The organism is Streptomyces sparsogenes subsp. cuspidosporus (genome assembly GCF_039532705.1).
In the GTDB taxonomy this organism is placed as follows: Bacteria; Actinomycetota; Actinomycetes; order Streptomycetales; family Streptomycetaceae; genus Streptomyces; species Streptomyces sparsogenes.
In genome coordinates, this window is sequence record NZ_BAAASD010000079.1 from 1 (window position 1) to 20,377 (window position 20,377).

Below are 20,377 nucleotides of genomic sequence, written 5' to 3' on the forward strand. Positions count from 1 at the left end.
CGGATGCGCCCGCCGAGCCGCCCACGCCGCTGGAGACGGAGAACGCGGCCCTGCGCAAGAAGGTCCGCGAACTGGAGGAGGAACGCGAGATCCTGCGGAAGGCGGCCAAGTATTTCGCCGGGGAGACGCGCTGGTGAACCGCTTCCAGTTCGTCGCCGACCACCAGCGCCGCTACGGCGTGAAGCGGCCATCGCCGCGACCCTCATATGTTGCCGCCGACTGGCCAAGTGAAACGACGTCTCAGCCCTCCAGCAACGACCGCGGCACGAACCCGCCGTCGGCCAGCTGCTCCCACAGCTCGTCGGGGACGGGGAGGCGTGCCGCCGCCGCGTTCGCGCTCACCTCGGCCGCGGACCGGCAGCCGACGACCACCGAGCCGACCGCCGGATGCAGGAACGGGAACTGGACCGCGGCCGCGGACAAGGGCACCCCGAACCCGTCGCACAGCGCCCGGCACTCCTGCGCCCGGGCCAGCTCCCGCCGGGGCACAGGACGGTAGTTGAACATCGCGTCGGGCGACGGGTCCGCGAGCAGACCGGTGTTGAAGACGCCGCCCACGACCACGGCCGTGCCGGTCCGCGCGCACAGCGGCAGCAACGTCGACAGTGCCTCGTGGTCGAGCAGCGTGAACCGGCCCGCGATGAGGACCACGTCCACCTCGAACTCGGCCACGTACGCGGCCAGAGGCGCGCTGTGGTTCATGCCGAACCCGATCGCGCGCACCAGCCCCTCGTCGCGCAGCCTGCGCACCGCCGGATAGGCCGTGCGCCCGACCTCCTCCGGGTAGTCGTCCGGGTCGTGCAGATACAGGACGTCGACCGAGGACCGGCCCAGCCGGGTCAGGCTCGACTCCAGCGAACGGCGGATCCCGGCCTCCGTCCAGTCCGTGACGACCTCGCCCGGCGCGCCGCCGGGCCCGGGGCGCAGCAGCCACCCGGCCTTCGTGGAGACGACCGGCTCGGTGATCCCGGCCGGCGCGAGCAGTCGGCCGAGGCGCTCCTCGGCCTGGCCGTGCCCATAGCGCGGTGCGGTGTCGAAGTAGCTGATCCCTGCCTCGGCAGCGGCGCGCAGTGTGGCGGCGGCGTCCTGCTCGGACACCTCCTCGAACAGCCCGCCCAGCGGCGCGGTCCCGATGCCGATGCGGGGGAGGGCGAAGGGCGTCCGGGACGCGGCCCGGTCGGTCGTGGACGCGATCATCACGCTTCCTGCCAGGGGGAGTTGTACGCGGGTCGGCCGGCTCGCAGGGTCATGGTCAGTGTCAGCCGCACCCGCGTGCGGCCGGGCAGCTCCACACGGCAGTACGGGCCGCCCACCTCGTGCGCGGGCCCGTCGTCGACGCGGACGGTGTGCACGACGTGCTCGGCAAAGGAACCCGCCTGCACGACCACCGAGCGCGCCGCGTCGCCCAGATTGACCAGCTCCGCCACCGTGTGGTCCGGACGGATGTCCGTGACGAGCGCGGCGACGTCCGGCGGCAGCCCCGGGCGCCGCTCCACGGCGTCGTGGTAGCGCAGATGAAGATGGGCGAGACCGCCGTTGTAGAGGACCTGCGGAGAGCCCGTGGTCAGCTGCAGCAGTGCCTCGGTCAGCACCGGATTGAGCTGCTGCCAGTGGTGGATGCCGAGGGCGTCCGGCCCGACGGCCGGGTCCACCGGGTCCCCGGCGATGGCGTCGAGCCGCTCCTGGCACGAGGCGAGCGCGCTGCGCAGCATCCGCTCGGGGAAGTCCGGGTTGCGGCCCTGCAAGAACTCGTACCAGGGCTCCTCGTGCCCCGCCTCGTCCTTGATGCGCTGGGTGTGCACCGCCGTCCAGTCCCAGTGCGAGCCGGCCCGCAGCACCTCGATCCGCTCCCGGTCCGCCTCCGCCCGGCTGAAGTGCCACAGGGACAGCGGGAATTGTCCCGGCATGACGGTGAAGTCGAACCAGCCGGAGTCGTTGTGGCGCTGCGGGACCATCAGGGTGCGGTCGGCGGTCATCGCCGCGAGATGGGGGTCCCAGCGTTCGCCGAGCGTGCCCCGCTCGTCCGCACCGCGCTGCTCGGCCCGGCCCAGCACCGCGTCCAGCGGATTGCGGGCCAGGTCCAGGAAGGCCGTGTCACCGGTCAGCAGAGTGGCGTTGGACGCGCCGACCAGGGTGCCGCTGGCGACCGAGGACAACCCGTGCGGCCACGACCATCCGTAGTGCCCGCCGTACCACCGGCCGGCCAGGTACTCGCCGACCTGCCCGCTCAGCCCGGCGTTGTCCGGTACGACGTCGTGCCCGGCGAGCCGCTCGAGCCAGACGCCGGCGTACTCGGCCACCCAGTCCGCGTAGCGCTGCCCGCCGCCGAGCAGATGGGCGTTGGTGGCGAGCCCGGTCGCCGCCAGGTTCACGAGCGTGTCGCCGCGGCCCATCCGGTCCCGCATCGCACGGCCGTAGGCGCGGGCCCGCTCGGGGGACGCCGCCAGCTCGTCGAAGGACGTCACGTCCGGCATGCCGTCGAGCGGCAGCCCGTAGGGGCGCAGCGCGAGGCTCCACGGGAAGTAGGCGTCCTCGTCGCTGAACCCCCACCGGGGGCCCGCCGACCCGTTGTGCGGTGCCCGGATCACCCGGTGTACGGGGTCGTAGTTCGGGCCGCCCGGAAGGTAGAAGTCGGCGAAACGGCAGGCCAGTTCGCGCAGTTGGGCATCGCCCGGATCGGCCAGGCACAGCCCGTAGAACAGCAGCAGCCCCTCGCCCTGATGGAACCAGTCGTAGCCGCGCTCCAGGCCGTCTTGCAGCATGCCCATCTCGGTGAGCTGCGCGCTCACCCCGTACCAGTGGCGGCGCGCCGCGGTCAGCAGCTCCGTGCTGCCGCCGAGGACGTACAGCGTCGGCCAGTTGAAGAAGGGTTCGTAGAAGTCGTCCACGCCGTCGCGGCCGTCAAGGCCCCGGCCCAGCGTGTCGCGGAACACGAGGCGTCCGTCGCTCTCGGTGTACCGGTCGGCGAACACCCGCCACGCCTTGTCCTGGAGAGCGAACAACTCCCGCTGCAGCGTGGCCCATCGGGGGACGTCCGCGACGGGGCGGTCAGCTTGCAGGCGCAGGCGCAGGCCGGGCCCGGTCGCGGCCCTCATCGACGCACCGCTTCCGCCGTCCGCAGCGCCGCTCAGCTCAGTCCCGTGCATCAATGTGCACCCACCCCTCGCAATCGACCATCGATAGCCGATGGTTAGACTCATCGACGCGAGCCGACGTGTCAATACTCCGGAACGCCCCCGAGGAGGCTGCCGACCATGATCGACTGCCATGTCCATCTGTGGGACCCGGCCCTGGGATTCCCCTGGATCCGCCCCGACAGCGCACACCACCGGACCTTCGACACGGACGACCTGGCCGCCTCGGGGACGGACCCGGACCTGTCCGGGGCGATCCTCGTCGAGGCCTCCCGGGGCGACGCCGGCGAGACACACGCCCTGCGCGAGGCGCGGCTGCTGCGGCCGGACCTCGTCGCGGGACACGTCGCGAACCTGCACGCCCACGCCGACGCCGGACCGCACCGGCTGCGCGCCCTGCTCACAGAGCCGGGCGAGAGCCGCCCCAACGGGATGCGGCTCGGCGGCCCGCGCTGGACGGACACCCCCGTGCCCGCCCGCGCCCTGCTCCCGGTCCTCGCCGACGCCGGTGTCGTCCTCGAACTCAACCTCCTCGCAGGCGCGTTGAGCACGGCCGCCGACGTGGCCGCCGCGCATCCGGCGCTCACCGTGGTCGTCGACCACCTCGGCAACCCGCCGAACCTGCACACGGACCCGGGGGAGTGGTACTCGGACCTCGACCGGGCCGCCGCGGCGCCGAACGTCGTCGTGAAGATCTCCGGCCTGCTGACCCAGCAGCACGGCGTCCCGCACGAACGGGTCGCGGCCCTGGTCCGCCGCGTCGTGGACGCCGTCGGCCCGCAGCGCTGCCTGATCGGATCCGACTGGCCGATCTGCCTGCCCCGCGGGAGCCGCGCCGACTCGCTGGCCCTGTCCCGGCTCGGCCTCGCCCACCTCACGGCCCGGCAGCGGGAGGACGTCCTGCACACGAACGCCGTGCGGGTGTACGGGCTGCGTGGTTGACACGCCGCGAAGCACCCTGATTCGATCCCCTCGATGATCGATAGGCGATGACCGACTACCCCGGCCCGGCCCGGCCGGCCACGACCTCCGCGGAGACGCTCCATGGCTTTCTTCGACCTGCCCCTGGACGAGCTCGAGAGATACCGCCCCGACCTGCCCGAGCCCGCCGACTTCGACGCGTTCTGGCAGGAAACCCTCGCCGAGCAGGAGCAGTTCGCCACCGCCGCCACGTTCGACCCCGTCCACAACGGACTGGCCACGATCGACACCTTCGACGTGACCTTCGCCGGATACGGCGGGCATCCGGTGCGCGGCTGGCTGCACCTGCCGGTGACCCGCACCGGCCCGCTGCCCGCTGTCGTGGAGTACCTGGGGTACGGCAGCGGCCGGGGCGCCCCGCACGAGAAGCGGCTGTGGGCCTGCGCCGGATACGCCCACTTCGTCATGGACACCCGCGGCCAGGGCGCCGAGACCCCCGACCCGGACCCGGCCACCGGCGACATAGCCGCCCCCGGCTTCCTCACCCGCGGCGTCCTCGACCCGCACCGCTACTACTACCGGCGCCTCTACGCCGACGCGGTCCGCGCCGTCACTGCCGTGCGCACCCACCCCGCCGTCGACCCGGCGCGCGTCGTCGTCACCGGCACCAGCCAGGGCGGCGGCATCGCGCTCGCCGCGGCGGGCCTGGTGCCCGATCTCGTCGGCGTCATGCCGGATGTTCCGTTCCTGTGCCACTTCCCGCGCGCCACCACGCTCACCGACCGCCCGCCGTACGTCGAGGTCGCGCAGTTCGTGAAACTGCACCGGGAGCACGCGGCCACGGTCGCCCGCACGATGGCCTACTTCGACGGCGTCAGCATGGCCCGCAGGGCCACCGCGCCGGCCCTGTTCTCGGCGGGCCTGATGGACCACATCTGCCCGCCGTCGACGGTGTACGCGGCCTTCAACCACTACGGTGCCGAGCGCGTGCCGGCCCAGGCGGACAAGCAGATCTGCGCGTACCCCTTCAACGACCACGAGGGCGGCGGCCCCGCCCACGAGGTCGTCAAGCTGGACTGGCTCGCCAAGCGGCTGGTGGACACCATCGATAGACGATGAGCGCGTATCATGGCACAACCGGCTCGCTCCGTCGCACGATTGGGAATTCATGGCATCGAATGCGTCGGCTGGATTCGTCTCCACGCTGGCCACCAACAAGGACCGCTTCCGCAAGACCCTGATCTCCGACCAGGTGTACGACCTGCTGCGCCAGGCCGTCGTCGACGGCGACCTCGCGCCGAACGAGCGCGTGGTCGAGTCGGAGATCGCGCGGCGCCTCGGCGTGAGCCAGGCCCCGGTGCGCGAGGCGGTCAAGCGGCTCGCCCGTGAGGGCCTGCTCATGCACGTCCCGCGCCGCGGGCACTTCGTCGTAGAGATCTCCTCGAAGGACGCCGAGTACGCCCGCCAGGTGCGCGAACCGATGGAGCGGCTGGCCGCCCAGCTCGCCACCGAGCACCTCACCGACGACTCTCTGCGTGAGCTCGACGCGCTGGTGGAGCGGATGCACGCCGCGGTCGCGGCGCACGACGTGAGCCGGTTCCGGGACGCCGACATCGAGTTCCACGCGCTGGTCAGCCAGATCTCGGGCAACCCGTTCCTGGCCCGCATGTGGGAGGTCATCGAGCCCAGCCTGCGGACCCTGCGCGCCATCTCGGACCCGCTCTTCGACGGCGACTGGAGCGCCATGGCCGACGAGCACGGCCGCCTGGTCGAACTGCTGCGTTCCGGGGACGCTGGGAAGGCGGCCGCGGCGTTCGCCGACCACGCCGCCGGCCGCGGACCGGTCCCGGACGCCCGCATGACGAGAGCGCCCGGGGCGACCGGGAAGGCGAAGAAGCCACGGAAGGCCGCGGCCAAGAAGCCCTGACCCGCCGACCGCACGACGGCCGAGGCCCGAGCCGGAATCCCGGCTCGGGCCTCGGCCTTGTGGTCCGGCCTTGTCATCCTGCTAACCGCGGGCTCCCGCGGTCCACTGGGGCGCCCCGTACTGGTACGCGCCCAGGCTCGGCGTCGGATCGGTCGATCCGTCGTTGATGCGGGGCAGTGCGATCGCCGCGTTGCGTGCCGGTGAGTCGGCCGACAGTCGGTAGTCGTGCGCCGCCGCGTCGACGAACAGCGGATCGACGTCCGGGGGCAGGTTGTTGGACAGCACGAGCCCGCCGTCGGTCGCGCCGCTCAGTCCCCGGATCGTCCCGATGTTGTTGTAGATCTTCGTGCCGGTCGACTGCCCCGGCTCCTTCACGTAGAAGAGGGTCATCCCGCCGGTGTTGTTGGCCACCAGGTTGTCGTGCGACCCGGTCCCGAGCCCGTTGAGCATCACCGTGCCCTCGCGGTTGCCCCAGCCCACGTTGTTCGCGATGACCAGATCGCTCTGCCCGTTGTCGGCGTAGATGCCCGAGATGCCGAACGTCGACGACTTGGTGCTCGGATCCGGGTCGTGCAGCACGTTGTGGTCGAGGGACGAGCCCATCATGTACGCGCTGCAGCAGGTGTAGATCGCGGCGACGTCGAGGCTGAGCCGCGCGTACCCCGAGACGTCGTTGTACGCGATCACGTCCTTGCCGGGTTCGAGCCCCTCCACGGTGTTCCACTGCAGGTTGATGCCGCTGCGGCCGACCCGCGAGATCGTGTTGTGGGTGACCGTCTGGCTGTTGCCCTGCACGGCGATGCCGGCCGCGTACGTGCCCATGTAGTCGACATCGTGGATCACGTTGTCGGTGGCCGTGTTGTTCTGGCCGCGCAGCGCGATGCCGTTGCCCGCGCTCAGCGACAGATCACTGTTGATCACCTTGTTGTGGGTGCCGTTGATGATCAGGCCCGTGTCCGCGACGCCCCGCGTCACCGTCGTGCCGCAGTCCGTCGCGCCGCGCGTGATGTCCGTGTAGTGCGACAGGTACTGGCCCTTGATGCCGTCCAGCGTCACGCCCGTGCTCGTCGCGCCCGTCTGCACGGTCGTCGCGAAGAGCTTGATGCCCGACACCTTCGTGTGGCTGGTGTTCGTCAGGTCGAAGCCCAGGGTGCGCCGCTTGGCCTCCACCCGGTGGTTGTCCGGATCGTCGTCCCCGTACACGTACAGCTTCTTGGCCGTCGGGTCGTAGAACCACTCGCCGGGGCGCGCGAGTTCACCGATCTTCCCGGAGAGGGAGTACCGGGTCTCGTGCGGTACGACTTTGTGGACGCACGGCGGCGCCACGTCGAGGGTCACCGAGCCGACCGCCGAACTCTTCACGGTGCCGGTGGCCGAGATGTACCAGTAGCCGGTGAGGGCACGTGCGCCGTCCCAGTATCCCGCGGGGCGGGTCAGCGCCGCGTCGGAGATCGTGGCGTTCGTACTGCCCGCACCGGCGTACTGCAGCGTGGGTCCCAGCAAGTCCAGGCCGGGATAAGGCCATTGGGCCTCGATGTCCATCTTCTTGTCGGTGAACACCTGGACCGTCGACACGTCCGAGCCGAGGTCCACGTCGGTGCTGTAGATGTGCCCGGCCGCCACCGCGTCGCTGAACTGCGAGCCGGCGGCGAACGGATCACTCTTCGCGATTTCGGTGATGTCGGCGGCGGTGACCGGATCGAAGCCGGTCAGCCGCGAGGCCCCGTTCACGGTGACGTCGGCGCCCACCGCGGCCTTGTACGTGATCGGCAGCTCCGCGGTGCCGGACCGGGCCGGGACCACCGTCTCCTCGTACGAGCCCGAGACGATCTCGCACGTGTCGCCGGGCACCATGATGTCCGCGCACTTCTGGATGTGCCGGAAGGGGTACGTGGCGTCGGTGCCGGCGTTGGCATCATCGCCGTACGGGCCGACGTAGTAGGTCCGGCCCGCCTGGGACCGGGGCGGATGGGCCGCCGCCGGATGACCGACCGCGACCACTGTCAGCGCGGTGAGCAGGGTGGCCGCGGACAGATGTCTCCATCTCCTGGACACTCCGTGATCCTTCCTTCTGAGGTCGACGGACAACGCGGAGGTCAGCCCTTCACGGCACCCACCGTGAGCCCGCTGATGATGTGGCGCTGCATGTAGATGAAGAAGATGACGACGGGCGCGACGGCGAGCAGAAGGTTGGGGAACACCTTCGTGAGGTCCGTCGAGTACTGGCTGATGCCGGCGTAGATCGCCGTCGTCACCGTGTAGTGCCCGGAGGACGGGCTCAGCAGGATCTGCGGGGAGACGAAGTCGTTCCAGATCCCGATCGAGTTGAGGATCAGGACCGTGACGACCGCCGGACGCATCAGGGGAAAGACGATGGTCCAGAACGTCCGGTAGCGGCCCGCCCCGTCGATCGTCGCCGCATGGTCGATGTCCACCGGGATGGTGCGGATGAACCCGACGAACAAGAAGATGCTCACCGGCAGCGTGGACGCCACGTCGTGCGCGATCAGACCGGTCACCGTGTTGGCCAGGCCGACCTCGCGCAGCACGTAGATCACCGGAATGATCACGGCGGCACCCGGGATGAACGTCCCGGCCAGGAAGTACAGCAGCACCAGCTGCGTACGCCGCTTGAGGCTGCGCGCGATGACGTATGCGGCCGGGCCCGCGAGCAGGATGCACAGCACGTCCACGACCACGACGAGGAACAGCGTGAAGCCGTACCCGCCGATCACGTTGAACTGCGGGCTGCTGATCGCCGCCGACATGTGCGCGAAGGTGAGCTTGCCGAGCGGGATGGAGAACGGGTTGTCGAGGATGTCCTGCTGCGACTTGAAAGCGTTCACGACGAGCAGATAGATCGGCACGATCATCACGACGAACAGCACGCCGAGCAGCGCCCAGCGCACAGGCGAGCGCGGCTTTTTGCGCCCGGCGCCGCGCTTGCCGTCGGCGCTGTGCGCCGGCCCGGTCGTCGGCCTGTCGTCGGGTTTTGTCTCTAGTACCACCACCACCGGCTCCTCAACCACCTGTCGCGGCCTGGTCCTGACGATTGCGCAGCGCCGTCACGAGGAGGGCGAGCACGGCGGACACCACCATCAGGAACACCGCCTGCGCGGTCGCGTAGCCGACCTTGGTGCCCTCGAAGGACCGGGCGAGAATGAGATACGTGAACGTCTGGGTCGATCCGGCCGGACCGCCACCGGTCAGGCTCACCACGATGTCGTACGCGCGGATGAGCCCCACCAGGTTCAGCACCGTCGCCACGGTCACCACGGGCGCGATCATCGGGATCACCACCCGCAGGTCGGTCTGCCGCCTGCTCGCCCCGTCGATCGCGGCCGCCTCGAGCAGCTCGGCCGGTACGGTCTGCAGCGCCGCCACGAACAGGACGACGTTGAAGCCGAATCCGGCCCACACGATGACGGCGATCAGCGAGATCAGCGCGAACTTGTCGTCGAAGAGGAAGCCGACCGGCGCGATGCCGAACTTCGCGAGGGTGTTGTTGATCGCGCCGTTCGTGCCGAGGATCGCCGCCCACAGATAGCCGAGGATCAGCGCGCTGATCACGTGGGGGAAGTAGGCGACGGCCCGGAAGAAGGAGTTCGTGCGCGACTTGGCCTTGAGCGCGAGCGCGTACACGAGCCCGAGGCCCACCATCAGCACGGTTCCGAGCGCCGCGACGAGTGCCGTCACATACCAGGCGTCCGTCGAACTCGGGTCGTCGAAGAGGTGCTTGTAGTTGTCGAGCCCGATGAACGCGGCCGTCGAGAACCCGTCCCAGTCGGTGAGGCTGAGATACAGGGCGACCCCGACCGGCACGACCGTCATCAGCGTGTAGAGCAGGACGGCCGGGCCGATCATCCCGAGGGAGACTGCCGTCTCCCGCAGCCGGGCCCGGCGCCGTCCGAGCCGCTGCGCCCCGCTCAGCCCTGCGAGTTCCACCACTTGTCCAATCCGTCGGCGACGGCCTTGGGGGAGGCGCCCATGTACAGGGACTGGACCTGCTTGTTGAGCTCGTCGCTGAACCCGGCGATCGGCTGGTTCGCACCGGACTTCACGATCACCGACGGAGCCTTGTCCAGGATCTTCTGCACCGACGTCCCCAGGCTCGACATCGGGTACGTGAAGCCGCCGCGCAGATTTCCGTCGGAGGCGAGCTGGCTCCTGATGGCCTCCGGGTCGGTGGTCGCCCACTTCACGAATGAGATGGCCTCGGCCTTGTGGCGCGACTTGTTCACCACGACGTACGGGTTGCAGATGTTGCCGAACTGGCCCGACGGGTACGCTCCGTCGGTCGGCATCGTGAACACGCCGATGCCGTCGCTCTTCTTCGCGGCGTCCGCGGCGGGCACGAAGAACGACCCCATGATGTACATCGCCGACTTGCCGTTCAGGAACGCCGTCTGGCCGTCCGCGTAGGTGAGGCCGAGCGCGCTCTTGTCGAGGTAGCCCTTGTCGATCCAGCCCTTGTAGTGCTGGAGATAGGGCAGATAGCCGCTGTCGGCGAAGGACCTCTTGCCCTTGTTGCGCTCGGCCGTCCACTTCGGGTCGGCGGTGAGCACGCCCGCGTCGGCCATCATCGAGAACTGTCCCCCGGTGACCCACTGCCCGGCGGTCTGCAGGGGCTTGTAGCCGACGTCCTTCAACTTGCCCATGGCCGCGGTGAATTGGTCTATGGTCCGGATCGCGTCGGCGTCCACCCCCGCCTTCTTGAAGGCGGCCTTGTTGTAGAAGACCAGTGACTGGATCTGCTCGCCCACGCCGACCACGTAGTGCTTGCCGCCGATCGCGTACTGGTCGGCCAGCGGCGTCTTCGCGGTCCAGGGCTGGTCTGACAGGTCGGCGAAGAGTTGCGCGGTGTCGGCCGTCGGCGTGATCTGCTGCGCCACGTCCGGCGGATCGCCGGCGGCGAGGTCCTGGCGCAGCTTCGCGTCCGCCGCGACCGTGCCGGTCAGTTCGAGCTTGACCATCACGCCGGGGTGCGCCTTCTCGTACTTCGCGAAGAGGTCGTTCCAGTACTTCTCCGTCAGATTCGGCGTGATGTTCACGATGACGCGGAGGGTCGTGCCCTCCGCGGCCTGGTCGGACCCGCCGCCGCAGGCGACGGCCGACGCCATCACCAGCGGAGCCACGGCGAGCGCACAGGTCCGGCGCCACATTGCTCTCATGGGACACGCTCCATTGCGTAGTCATGAATAATCGATAGGTCATGTTCGGGCGGAGCTCGTGGCATGCGATACGAGGGGGCCGGCCGAAGGAAGAGGGTCGCGGGATGTGAGATGCGGCTGCCGCGCGAGTCCAGCAATCGTCTATCGATTACTGATGTTATGGGGGGCGCCCTCGCATGTTCAAGAGTGCTGCGGCAACCGCTTTCCCGGGTCCTCGTCGAGGAACAGTTCGACCACCGGCAGCAGCACATCGGGCCGCGCCACCGGGAGCGTCAGGGTGAGCGTGCCCGCGGGGCTGCCCGGGGGAGCGAGGTTGTTGTGCTCGTGGCGCGCCCCGTCGATTTCCTGGAAGCCGATCTCCGAGCCGTCGTGCAGGAGTTGGGCGTAGCGCACTCGGCCGGCGAGCCCGGGCAGATGGACGTGGCGCAGCGGCCAGGCGAGCAGATGCAGGTAGAGGCGGCGCCCCGACTGCGTGTAGAGGGCGTTTGCGGGTGCCTGGTACGGGCTCGGTCCCGCGTCGTGCAACGCCCGCCCGTGCAGCCGGGTCCACTCGCCGATCGCCCGCAGCGTGCCTTGCGCCCGCGGATCCAGCGCGCCACGGCCGGTGGGCCCGACGTTGAGCAGCAGATTGCCGCCGCACGCGACCGACTCCGCCAGCATCCGCACCAGCAGTGCGGGGTCCTTGTGGTCGTGGTTGTCGCGGTCGTAGCCCCAGGAGCCGTTGAGGGTGTGGCAGGCCTCCCACATCACCGGGACGCCGTCCCGCTCCAGGGGGCGGTCAGGCTGGTACTGCTCGGGCGTCACGTAGTCGCCGGGGATGCCGAGCCGGTCGTTCACGAGGATGCCGGGCGCCAACTCGCGCACCATGGCGAGCAGTTCGCGCGCACCCCACTCCTCGGGGCCCATCCCGGGATACGAGAAGTCGAAGAAGAGCAGGTCGATGGGTCCGTACCCGGTGAGCAACTCCCGTACCTGCGCCCGCATATACGACCGGTAGCGCGCCAGGTCCCGCGGCTCGTCGGCGGCCCCGGTGCCGCGCAGCGGATGGTGCTCGTCGACGGGGAAGTCCGGGTGGTGCCAGTCCAGAAGCGAGTAGTACAGGCCGACGCGCAGCCCCTCGGCGCGCATCGCGTCGGCGAACTCGGCCACCAGGTCCCGGCCCGCCGTACGCGCCGACGTGTAGTCGGTGTGCGCCGAGTCGAACAGGCAGAAACCGTCGTGGTGCTTCGCGGTCAGCACGGCGTAGCGCATCCCGGCCCCGCGGGCGGCGCGCGCCAGCTCCCGGGGCTCGAACAGATCCGGGTCGAAGTGTTCGAGGTAACGGTCGTACGCCTGCTGGGACATGGCCTCACGGCTGCGCACCCACTCGTGCCGCGCCGCGAGGCTGTAGAGGCCGAAGTGGACGAACAGCCCGAAGCGTGCGGCCTCGAACCAGCCGGCGGGTGCGAGGGGCTCGGAGGGCGAGGGCGGAAGGGAGGGCACGGAGGGCTCCTGTTGGCGTTGACTGATGGCATTGACATCACTAATCGATTAGCTGTTATCTACCATCGATAGGCGATGTTGTCACTGGTGTTGCGTGCGGGGAGCGCGCGGAGAGGCAAGTGAATGAACCCGAGCAGGGATCGAGGAACGTCGTCGGTGGGGGATACCCGAATCTACGAGTCGATGAGGGCGCCGGTGCACACCGCGTCCTTCGCACGGCCGACCGCGCGCATGGTGGAGGCGCTCGAGGACGTGAGCGCGGCGACGGCCTGCGCGAAGCTACATCAGATGGGCATCACCCGGACGTTCATCGACGGCCCCGTGCCGCTGCACCGGGAGCCGGACGTCAAGGTCACCGGCGGCGCCGTGACCCTCCAGTTCCTGCCGCGCCGGGAGGACGTCTTCAACGGGGCGGAGCAGGAGGACGCCGAGCGCGACACCGCGCTGTGGGGCGTGCTGGAGTCCATCCGGCCGGGTGACGTGCTGGTGGTGTCGGCCCACGGCAGCCACTTCACCGGCTGCCTCGGCGACATGCTGGTGCGCTACTTCAAGCTGCGCGGCGGCGCCGGCATCGTGGTCGACGGGCGGGTGCGGGACGCGGCCCGGGTCAGGGCGCTCGGTGTGCCGATCTGGTGCACCGGCGTCACACCGCACTACGCGTCGCAGACGGAGCTGTTCCCCTCCGCGTTCAATGTGCCGGTCGGGGTGGGCGGCACGCTGGTCACCCCGGGCGATCTCATTGTGGCCGACGAGGACGGCGCGGTCGTGGTGCCGCAGCACAGTGCGATGGCGCTGGCCGACGACGCGCTGCTGCACCAGGACCGCGAGGCGTTCGCACGCCGCCGACTCGACGAGGGCGGGCGCCTGTCCGACTACTACCCGCTCACGGGCGAGGGCCTGGAGGAGTATCTGGCGAGCAGGCCCGCGACCTGAGGCGGCTTGGCCCCGTGCGCCGCGGGCAAGCTCGTCGAGGCTCCCGCGCGCATCGCCCGCGAGAGCGCGAGCCCGCCGTACGGCGGGGCGACGTGCCGTGAGCACGCCGCCCCGGGCCGGGCCCAGCCTCAACGGCGGGCATAGTAGAGGGAGTTGTGCGCGGTGTCCGGCAGGTAGAGCACGTCCTGCCCGTCCGCGTCCCGCCGCACCGCGAGCCGGTCCGCCGTCAGGCCCGGCGTGACCGACGACGACGCCCAGGCACCGCCGGCCTCGGTCGCCGCGAAGACGCGGTCGGCTCCCGCGGCGGTCACGTAGTAGACGCGCTTGCCCTCCGTCCCGTCCCAGGTGATGCCGATCGCGGCGGCGGTCTGGCCGCCCGCGTACACGGTCTGTCGCGCCCAGCCGCCGCCGCTCGGGTAGGCGTAGTACACACGGAAGTCGCCCGCGCTGTCGGCCGAGCGGTAGCGGAAGGCGACCTTGGGCGTCGAGCCGTCGAGGGTCAGTTTGGCGCTCTGCACCGCGGGCCCGGTGTACCCGGTGTTGTCGGTGCTCCACTCCTCGCCGGCGGTCAGGCCCTGAAGGACGTCCGAGGTGTCGGGGGTCGTGGGGACGGTGACGGCGGCCCCGGCATGGTTGGTGAACTCCCCGGTGGCCGGGTCGTAGCGGAGATAGGAGAGCTGGTGGCGGAAGGCGGACGCGGGGGCCTTGGACCACTCGTACAGGAGATGGACGCGACCGGCGGCGTCGACCTGGAGGTCGTCGGGGTAGGCGGCACGGTTCGGGGCGGAGCCGAAGGTGGCGACCACGCTCCACGTCGCGGTGGCGTTGTCCCAGTGGTAGAGCTTGCCGGGGCGTTGGTCCGCGGCACAGCCCACCCGCGCGGCCAGGTACAGATCGCCGTTGGGAGCGGTCGTCAGCACGGGGTAGGTGATGCCCGCGCCCTGGTCGGGCAGCTCGCCAGCGTGATCGGTCAGGGAGCCGCCGGCCGCGTCGGAGCGGAAGTAGCGCCATGTGTCGCAGTGCATGGATGTGAAGACATGCAGCCGGCCGCTGCCGTCGCGGGCGACGGAGGGCTGGTTGTGGCCGTTGTCGTCGGTGAACTCGGCCTGCGTTCCATCGCCCTTGAGCAGCGGGAGACGGCTCCAGGTGCCGTCCGGGGCGCGGCGGGCGACGGCCGGGCGGTGCGTGGTCTCGGTCGTGCCGGGCTCGTTGAACGCGAAGTACGTGTACTCGCCGTTGCCCTTGTAGGTGGCCGCCGGGGTCCACCAGGCGGCCTGGTTCGACGAGTCCATGGCGTACGGGACCTTCTCGACCACGGTCGTCGTGGTGGTGGCCTGAGCGGTCGCGGCGAAAGTGACCGCGGCGGTGAGGGCCGCGGCCGACGTGGTGAACGCGCGGGCGCCGACGTTTCGCATGGGTGACTCCTTCGGGGACGTGGTGGAAAGGCGTCAGGCGGCGGAGCGCCGCAGCGGCGCGGTCTCGCGGGCCCGCAGCACGACGGTGCCGGAGACGAGGGCGACGACCATCAGGTAGAAGGCGGGGGAGAGGTCGTAGCCGCTGGCGCCGATCAGCCAGGTCGCGAAGTACGGGGTCATGCCGCCGAACAGGGCCGTGGCGATGTTGTAGGAGACGGCCATGGCGCCGTAGCGCACGCGGGTGGGGAAGAGTTCGGCGAGTGCCGCGGAGATGGCGCCGTCGAAGGCGGCGATGCACAGGCCGAGCACGATCATCGCGACCCCGGCGAGGACGGCGTTGCCCCGGCTGAGCAGCCAGAACGCCGGCCAGGACAGCAGCACGAACCCGGCGCAGCCCGCGATCAGCAGCGGCCTGCGGCCGACCCGGTCCGAGAGCGCGCCCATGAACGGCACCGCGGCGGCCACCACGAAGAGACCGGCGGTGGTGATGGCGAAGGCCTGGACGCGGCTGAACTCCAGTGTGGTCTGCAGATAACCAGGCATGAAGGTCTGCAGTGCCCAGTGGCCGACGGCCTTGATCAGCATGAACCCGGTGCACAGCAGCATGGCGGTGCGGGCGGTGGCGAAGCTTTCCCGCAGCGGGGAGCGGGAGTGGTTGCCCTCGCTCTTGAGCTTGCGGAACTCGGGGCTGTCCTCCAGGCGCGTACGCAGATACACACCGGCGATGCCGAGCGGCGCGGCCAGCAGGAACGGCAGCCGCCAGCCCCAGTCGTCCATCGCGTCACCGGGCAGCGCGGCCGACAGCAGCAGCACGATGCCGGAGCCCGCGACGAACGCGGCGAAGCCGGAGGCGTCGATCCAGGAGGTGACGAAGCCGCGCCGGCGTTCGGGGGAGTACTCGGCGAGCAGCGTGGTCGCGCCGGCGCTCTCCCCGCCCGCCGCGAACCCCTGGAGGAGCCGGCACAGGACGAGCAGTGCCGGGGCGAGCGCGCCCACCGTCGCGTGGGTGGGCAGCAGGCCCATCGCGAGCGTGGAGGCCGAGGTGGCGAGGACGACGATCGCCAGGGTGCGCTGGCGTCCGATCCGGTCGCCGAGCGAGCCGAAGAACAGGCCGCCGAGCGGACGCATCACGAAACCGGCGCCGAACACGGCGAAGGTGGACAGGAGTTCTGCCTGCGGATCGCCCGAGGGGAAGAAGTGGTGGGCCAGGATCACCGCGAGGGTGCCGTAGATCCCGAAGTCGAACCACTCGACGAAGTGGCCGAGCCCCGCGGCCACCAGCACCTTGCGCAGCCCGGCGGCATCGACCTCCCGGCCCGCGTCGCCGGCGCCCTCCTCGTCGCGAGGACGTGCTCTGTACTGCGTCGTCCCGTCGGTCATCTCGCTCACCCTGCCTTCTGTGCGGCTCTGTCCGGCACGCGGGGGCCGCTGTTCGCCCTCCGCTGCGGCGCGAACTTACAGCAGATCCCACTAGCTGAACAGTGGTTGCACAATATGCATGTGATGTACGTTCATGGCCGCATCCAAGCATCACATCGAGGAGGCCGCACCGTGCGGGAAGAAGAGGCCCATTACGACATCGCCGTCATCGGCGGCGGGCTCGCGGGAACGTGCGCGGCCATCGCCGCCGCCCGGCTCGGGCGCCGCGTCGCCCTGGTCCACAACCGGCCCGTCCTGGGCGGGAACGCCAGCAGTGAGGTGCGCGTATGGGTGTGCGGGGCCACCGCGCACGGGGTGCACCGGTGGGCGCGGGAGAGCGGAATCATGGGCGAGCTCTACACCGAGAACCAGTACCGCAACCCCGAGGGCAACCCGTACTACTGGGACCAGGTCGTCCTGGACGCGGTCCTCGCCGAACCGCTCCTCGACCTGTACCTGAACACCGACGTCCACGAGGTCGACGCCAGCGGCCCACATGATGCACGCGTGTTGCATTCATGCACCGGCTGGATGATGGGATCGGAACGACGCATCACCTTCCACGCGCGCCAGTTCCTCGACTGCACCGGCGACGGTCTGCTCGGCCATCTCGCGGGCGCCCGCCACCGCACCGGCCGCGAGGCCCGCTCCGAGCACGGCGAGCCCTGGGCCCCTGATGAGGCCGACGAGGCGCTGCTCGGCTCGACGATCCTCTTCCACACCAAGGACACGGGCCGCCCGGTCAAGTTCGTGGCGCCCGCCCATGCCAAGGACCTGTCGGCCACGCCGATCCTGCGCAACCGCGTCCTGCGCACCGGCGACAACGGCTGCGACTACTGGTGGATCGAATGGGGCGGCGAGCTCGACACCGTCCACGACAACGAGCGCATCCGCGACGAACTCCAGGCCGTCATCATGGGCATCTGGGACCACATCAAGAACTCGGGCGAGTTCCCCGACGCCGAGAACCTCACCCTGGAATGGGTCGGCAGCATCCCCGGCAAGCGCGAGTACCGGCGCTTCGTCGGCGACCACGTCCTGACCCAGCAGGACATCCTCGAGCAGCGGCAGTTCGAGGACCGGGTCGCGTTCGGCGGCTGGTCCGTCGACCTCCACCCCGTCCAGGGCATGTACGCCGACGAGCCCGGCGCCCGCCAGCGCTACGCGGACGGCATCTTCCACATTCCGCTGCGCTGTCTGTACTCGGCGAACGTCACCAACATGCTGTTCGCCGGCCGCAACATCTCCGCCACCCACATCGCCTTCGGCGCGACCCGCGTGATGGCGACCTGCGCCACGCTCGGCGAGGCCGCCGGGACCGCCGCCGCGCTCTGTGTCACCGAAGGCCTGACACCCCGGGAGCTGGCGCACAACCACCCCGAGAAGGTGCGCCGCACGCTGCTCAAGCAGGACGCCTCGGTCATCGGCATACGCGACGACGACCCCGCCGACCTCGCCCGCGCAGCCCGCGTCAGCGCCTCCTCCCACCTGCGCCGCCTCGCCGCCGAACCGACACCGGCCGCGCCCGGCGAGCCGTATCCCCTCACGCGCGACCTCGCGCTCCTACTGCCGGTGGACCCCGCACTCGACACGGTCGACCTGCTCGTCCACGGCGCCCCCGACGACGGCCGGGAGCTCACGGTGGAGCTGTGGGGCACCGGCCGCCCCGAGAACGCCGTCCCGGTCGACCACCTGTCCACCACCACCGTGACCGTCCCGCCGGGCGGCCCCCACTGGGTCACCGCCCGCCTCGAACACCGCCCGGACACCCCCGGCAATGCCGTCCTGATCGTCCGCGCCTGCCCCGAAGCCGCGCTGGTCCTGCTCCCCGAACGCGTCGACGGTGTCCTCGCCCTGCGGCGCAAGGCCGACGGTGACGCGGCCGTCGACCACGACATCCCCGAGGAGGAGGGTCAGCTGGTCCTGGAGTGGCAGGCCCGCGGACTGCGTCGCCACACGTTCGGCTTCCGGGCCGCCCCCGACACCCGCGCCTTCACCCCCGAACAGGCCGTCCGCGGTTTCCAACGCCCCTACGGAGGCCCCCAGATGTGGTCCTCACAGTCGCTGACCGACCCCGGGCGGGCCGACGAATGGCTGCGCCTGGACTGGGACCACGAGCGGCAACTGGTTGAAGTGCGCGTGGTGTTCGACGACGACGTCGACGAGTACCTCAACAACCTGCACCGCCACCGCACCCCGTTCGAGGTCATGCCGGAACTCGTCCGCGACTACCGCATCCAGGCCCTGGGACCCGACGGCACCTGGCACACCCTGCTGGCCGTGACCGGCAACCGCCGCCGCCATCGCGTCCACCGCCTGGACACCCCGGTACGCGCGAGCGCCCTGCGGCTGAGGGTGGACGCGACGCATGGCGCCCGGCATGCCCACGTCGTCGCGCTGAAGGCGTACGGGGAGTAGCCCCCGCCGGCGGCCGGCCCCTCCGCCGAGGGGCCGGCCGGGCCGTTCTCACACGGCGCCCAGCGCCTGACTGACGGCGTCCGCCGCCTCGATCACCTCACGCGCCAGCGCCGTCCGCGCCTCGGGAACCCCCTGCGCGTCCTGCCCGCCGAGCACGGACGTCGGCCCCCACAGCGAGACCGCGGCGACCACCTCGCCCGACGCGTCGCGCACCGGCGCCGCAAGCGAGGCCCGGCCAAGCGCCCGTTCCTCGGCCTCGACGGCGTACCCGCTCCGGCGCACGGCCGCGAGCTCCTCGTCGAGCAGGTCGTGGCTGACGGTGGTGAACTCCGTGTGCGCCTCGAGCGGTTCGGCCAGCAGCTTGCGCCGCTCCTTGGGAGACAGCCCGGACAGCAGGCACTTGCCGATACCGGTCGCGTGCAGCGGCGCGGTGTGCCCGGCCTGCGTGTACGACTTCGGGGCACGCGCCCCCTCGAAGTTGCACAGGAACATCAGCACGTCCCCGCGGCGCACGGCGACATTCGCGCCGAGCCCCGTCCGCGCGGCCAGCTCCTGCAGCACCATGCGTGCCGCGCGGTGGACCGGATGCCGGTTGACGGCGGTCGCGGCGAGCGGCAGCGTGCCGAGGCTCAGCCGGTACAGACTGCTCACCGGATCCCGCTCGACCATGTCGAGCCGCTCCAGGGTGGACAGCAGCCGGGACGCCGTGGAGGAACCCAGCCCGGTCAGTTCGGCGACGTCGGACACCCGCAGTTCGGCCCGCCCCGAATCCAGCGCGCGCAGCACCGAGACGGCTCGTTCCACACTCTGGTTCGTCCCCGCGTCGGTCGCCCGAGTAACCATGCCGCTCCTCTGTCTGCATGCGACTTGCACACTCTGCATCACCATACCGCGATCACCCGGTGCGGGGCCGTCCCTGAACCGCGTAGGACGCGCGATGAGCACCGACGGGACACGGTTACTTGACGGCGCCCGCGGTGACGCCGCGCGTGAGGGAGCGCTGGAAGAGCGAGAAGAAGACGATCACGGGAAATGACGCCGAGGAGGGCAGCGGCGCTCATGGACATGGGGTCGCTGGCGTACTGGCCTCGCGGGACGGACAGTCCGAGGGGACCGTCTGGTTCTCGTTGGAGATGAGCAGGACGAGCGGATGGAGGAACTCGTTCCAGCTCCATACGAAGACGCACATGACGGCCCCAAAGTCCTGGCCCGGACACCGGGGCCAAGTAACCCTGAAGGGTGTCTTTATTGCCGTACTGTGGCTGACCCGGGGCTTTGCGATCGCCCATGGATGGGCACGATCAGTGATCGTGGGTCTGGGACTGCTCTACCTGATCTTCTGCCGACTCCTGGGCTGCCTCCTCCTGCTGGGCCGGTCGGCCGCCGTGAACAACGCCGGGATCCTCGCGCTTCGTCATGAGGTCGCTGTGCACGGCACAGCAACGGGGAGCACGGTCACGGGGGCGCCGGCCGCCGTACCGGACGGTCAGCGCGTACCTCAGGTGACCAGCCCGTGGCGGTAGGCGTAGACGACCGCCTGGACGCGGTCGCGGAGGC

General features: G+C 70.5%; 16 protein-coding genes and 2 pseudogenes. 7 read left to right on the forward strand and 11 right to left on the reverse strand.

The genetic code is table 11. From position 1 onward, the window contains the following. Positions 1 to 163, forward strand: a pseudogene (locus ABFY07_RS41285) (IS3-like element ISTesp3 family transposase); the annotation flags it as partial. Positions 164 to 240: 77 nt separating this feature from the next. Here ABFY07_RS41285 and ABFY07_RS41290 read toward each other — a convergent pair. Continuing rightward, entirely contained in the window at positions 241 to 1,197 is a 957-nt protein-coding gene (locus ABFY07_RS41290) for an aldo/keto reductase (RefSeq protein WP_346179383.1), read from the reverse strand. Further along, positions 1,197 to 3,095, reverse strand: a complete 1,899-nt coding sequence (locus tag ABFY07_RS41295) for a DUF8034 domain-containing protein (protein ID WP_346179384.1) — start codon at positions 3,093 to 3,095, stop codon at positions 1,197 to 1,199. Before ABFY07_RS41295 ends, ABFY07_RS41290 begins: the two co-directional genes overlap by 1 nt. 159 nt (positions 3,096 to 3,254) lie before the next feature. Between ABFY07_RS41295 and ABFY07_RS41300 the strand changes: the two genes are divergently transcribed. The 3 genes from ABFY07_RS41300 (at position 3,255) to ABFY07_RS41310 (ending at position 5,982) form a co-directional block, all read left to right on the forward strand. Next, complete coding sequence (locus ABFY07_RS41300) at positions 3,255 to 4,076, forward strand: amidohydrolase family protein (protein ID WP_346179385.1); 822 nt, start codon at positions 3,255 to 3,257, stop codon at positions 4,074 to 4,076. Between the two features lie 102 nt (positions 4,077 to 4,178). Further along, a complete protein-coding gene (locus tag ABFY07_RS41305) occupies positions 4,179 to 5,174 on the forward strand; it encodes an acetylxylan esterase (RefSeq protein WP_346179386.1) in 996 nt (331 codons plus the stop codon). 49 nt (positions 5,175 to 5,223) lie between these two features. Then, the gene (locus tag ABFY07_RS41310; RefSeq protein WP_346179387.1) at positions 5,224 to 5,982 is read left to right on the forward strand and encodes a GntR family transcriptional regulator; all 759 of its coding nucleotides are present in this window, start codon (positions 5,224 to 5,226) and stop codon (positions 5,980 to 5,982) included. Between the two features lie 81 nt (positions 5,983 to 6,063). Here ABFY07_RS41310 and ABFY07_RS41315 read toward each other — a convergent pair whose 3' ends face one another. The 5 genes from ABFY07_RS41315 to ABFY07_RS41335 all read right to left on the reverse strand — a co-directional run bounded on the left by ABFY07_RS41315 (position 6,064) and on the right by ABFY07_RS41335 (position 12,635). Continuing rightward, positions 6,064 to 8,037 carry a right-handed parallel beta-helix repeat-containing protein gene (locus ABFY07_RS41315; RefSeq protein WP_346179388.1) on the reverse strand — a complete coding sequence of 658 codons (1,974 nt, stop codon included), beginning with the start codon at positions 8,035 to 8,037 and terminating at the stop codon, positions 6,064 to 6,066. Positions 8,038 to 8,078: 41 nt separating this feature from the next. Then, entirely contained in the window at positions 8,079 to 9,011 is a 933-nt protein-coding gene (locus ABFY07_RS41320; RefSeq protein WP_346179389.1) for a carbohydrate ABC transporter permease, read from the reverse strand. Continuing rightward, positions 9,004 to 9,930, reverse strand: a complete 927-nt coding sequence (locus ABFY07_RS41325; RefSeq protein ID WP_346179390.1) for a carbohydrate ABC transporter permease — start codon at positions 9,928 to 9,930, stop codon at positions 9,004 to 9,006. Before ABFY07_RS41325 ends, ABFY07_RS41320 begins: the two co-directional genes overlap by 8 nt. Then, positions 9,909 to 11,153, reverse strand: coding sequence for an ABC transporter substrate-binding protein (locus ABFY07_RS41330; protein ID WP_346179391.1), 1,245 nt, complete (start codon positions 11,151 to 11,153; stop codon positions 9,909 to 9,911). The genes ABFY07_RS41325 and ABFY07_RS41330 overlap by 22 nt, the downstream gene beginning before the upstream one ends. Before the next feature lie 180 nt (positions 11,154 to 11,333). Next, positions 11,334 to 12,635: an alpha-L-fucosidase gene (locus ABFY07_RS41335; RefSeq protein WP_346179392.1), complete on the reverse strand. Its 1,302-nt coding sequence runs from the start codon at positions 12,633 to 12,635 to the stop codon at positions 11,334 to 11,336. A gap of 156 nt (positions 12,636 to 12,791) precedes the next feature. Between ABFY07_RS41335 and ABFY07_RS41340 the strand changes: the two genes are divergently transcribed. After that, positions 12,792 to 13,568 carry an RraA family protein gene (locus ABFY07_RS41340; RefSeq protein WP_346179393.1) on the forward strand — a complete coding sequence of 259 codons (777 nt, stop codon included), beginning with the start codon at positions 12,792 to 12,794 and terminating at the stop codon, positions 13,566 to 13,568. A gap of 128 nt (positions 13,569 to 13,696) precedes the next feature. Here ABFY07_RS41340 and ABFY07_RS41345 read toward each other — a convergent pair whose 3' ends face one another. Together ABFY07_RS41345 and ABFY07_RS41350 are read right to left on the reverse strand one after the other, a co-directional pair. Beyond that, a complete protein-coding gene (locus tag ABFY07_RS41345; RefSeq protein WP_346179394.1) occupies positions 13,697 to 14,983 on the reverse strand; it encodes a BNR-4 repeat-containing protein in 1,287 nt (428 codons plus the stop codon). A gap of 33 nt (positions 14,984 to 15,016) precedes the next feature. After that, positions 15,017 to 16,363: an MFS transporter gene (locus ABFY07_RS41350; protein WP_346179398.1), complete on the reverse strand. Its 1,347-nt coding sequence runs from the start codon at positions 16,361 to 16,363 to the stop codon at positions 15,017 to 15,019. Positions 16,364 to 16,534: 171 nt separating this feature from the next. Here ABFY07_RS41350 and ABFY07_RS41355 point away from each other — a divergent pair, with 171 nt between their 5' ends. Further along, complete coding sequence (locus ABFY07_RS41355) at positions 16,535 to 18,820, forward strand: FAD-dependent oxidoreductase (RefSeq protein WP_346179395.1); 2,286 nt, start codon at positions 16,535 to 16,537, stop codon at positions 18,818 to 18,820. 48 nt (positions 18,821 to 18,868) lie between these two features. Here ABFY07_RS41355 and ABFY07_RS41360 read toward each other — a convergent pair whose 3' ends face one another. Together ABFY07_RS41360 and ABFY07_RS43350 are read right to left on the reverse strand one after the other, a co-directional pair. Next, positions 18,869 to 19,663, reverse strand: a complete 795-nt coding sequence (locus tag ABFY07_RS41360; protein ID WP_346179396.1) for an IclR family transcriptional regulator — start codon at positions 19,661 to 19,663, stop codon at positions 18,869 to 18,871. 115 nt (positions 19,664 to 19,778) lie between these two features. Continuing rightward, positions 19,779 to 20,000, reverse strand: a pseudogene (locus ABFY07_RS43350) (carbohydrate ABC transporter permease); the annotation flags it as partial. 130 nt (positions 20,001 to 20,130) lie between these two features. Between ABFY07_RS43350 and ABFY07_RS41365 the strand changes: the two are divergent. Then, entirely contained in the window at positions 20,131 to 20,343 is a 213-nt protein-coding gene (locus ABFY07_RS41365) for a hypothetical protein (RefSeq protein ID WP_346179397.1), read from the forward strand. Positions 20,344 to 20,377 lie beyond the last annotated feature (34 nt).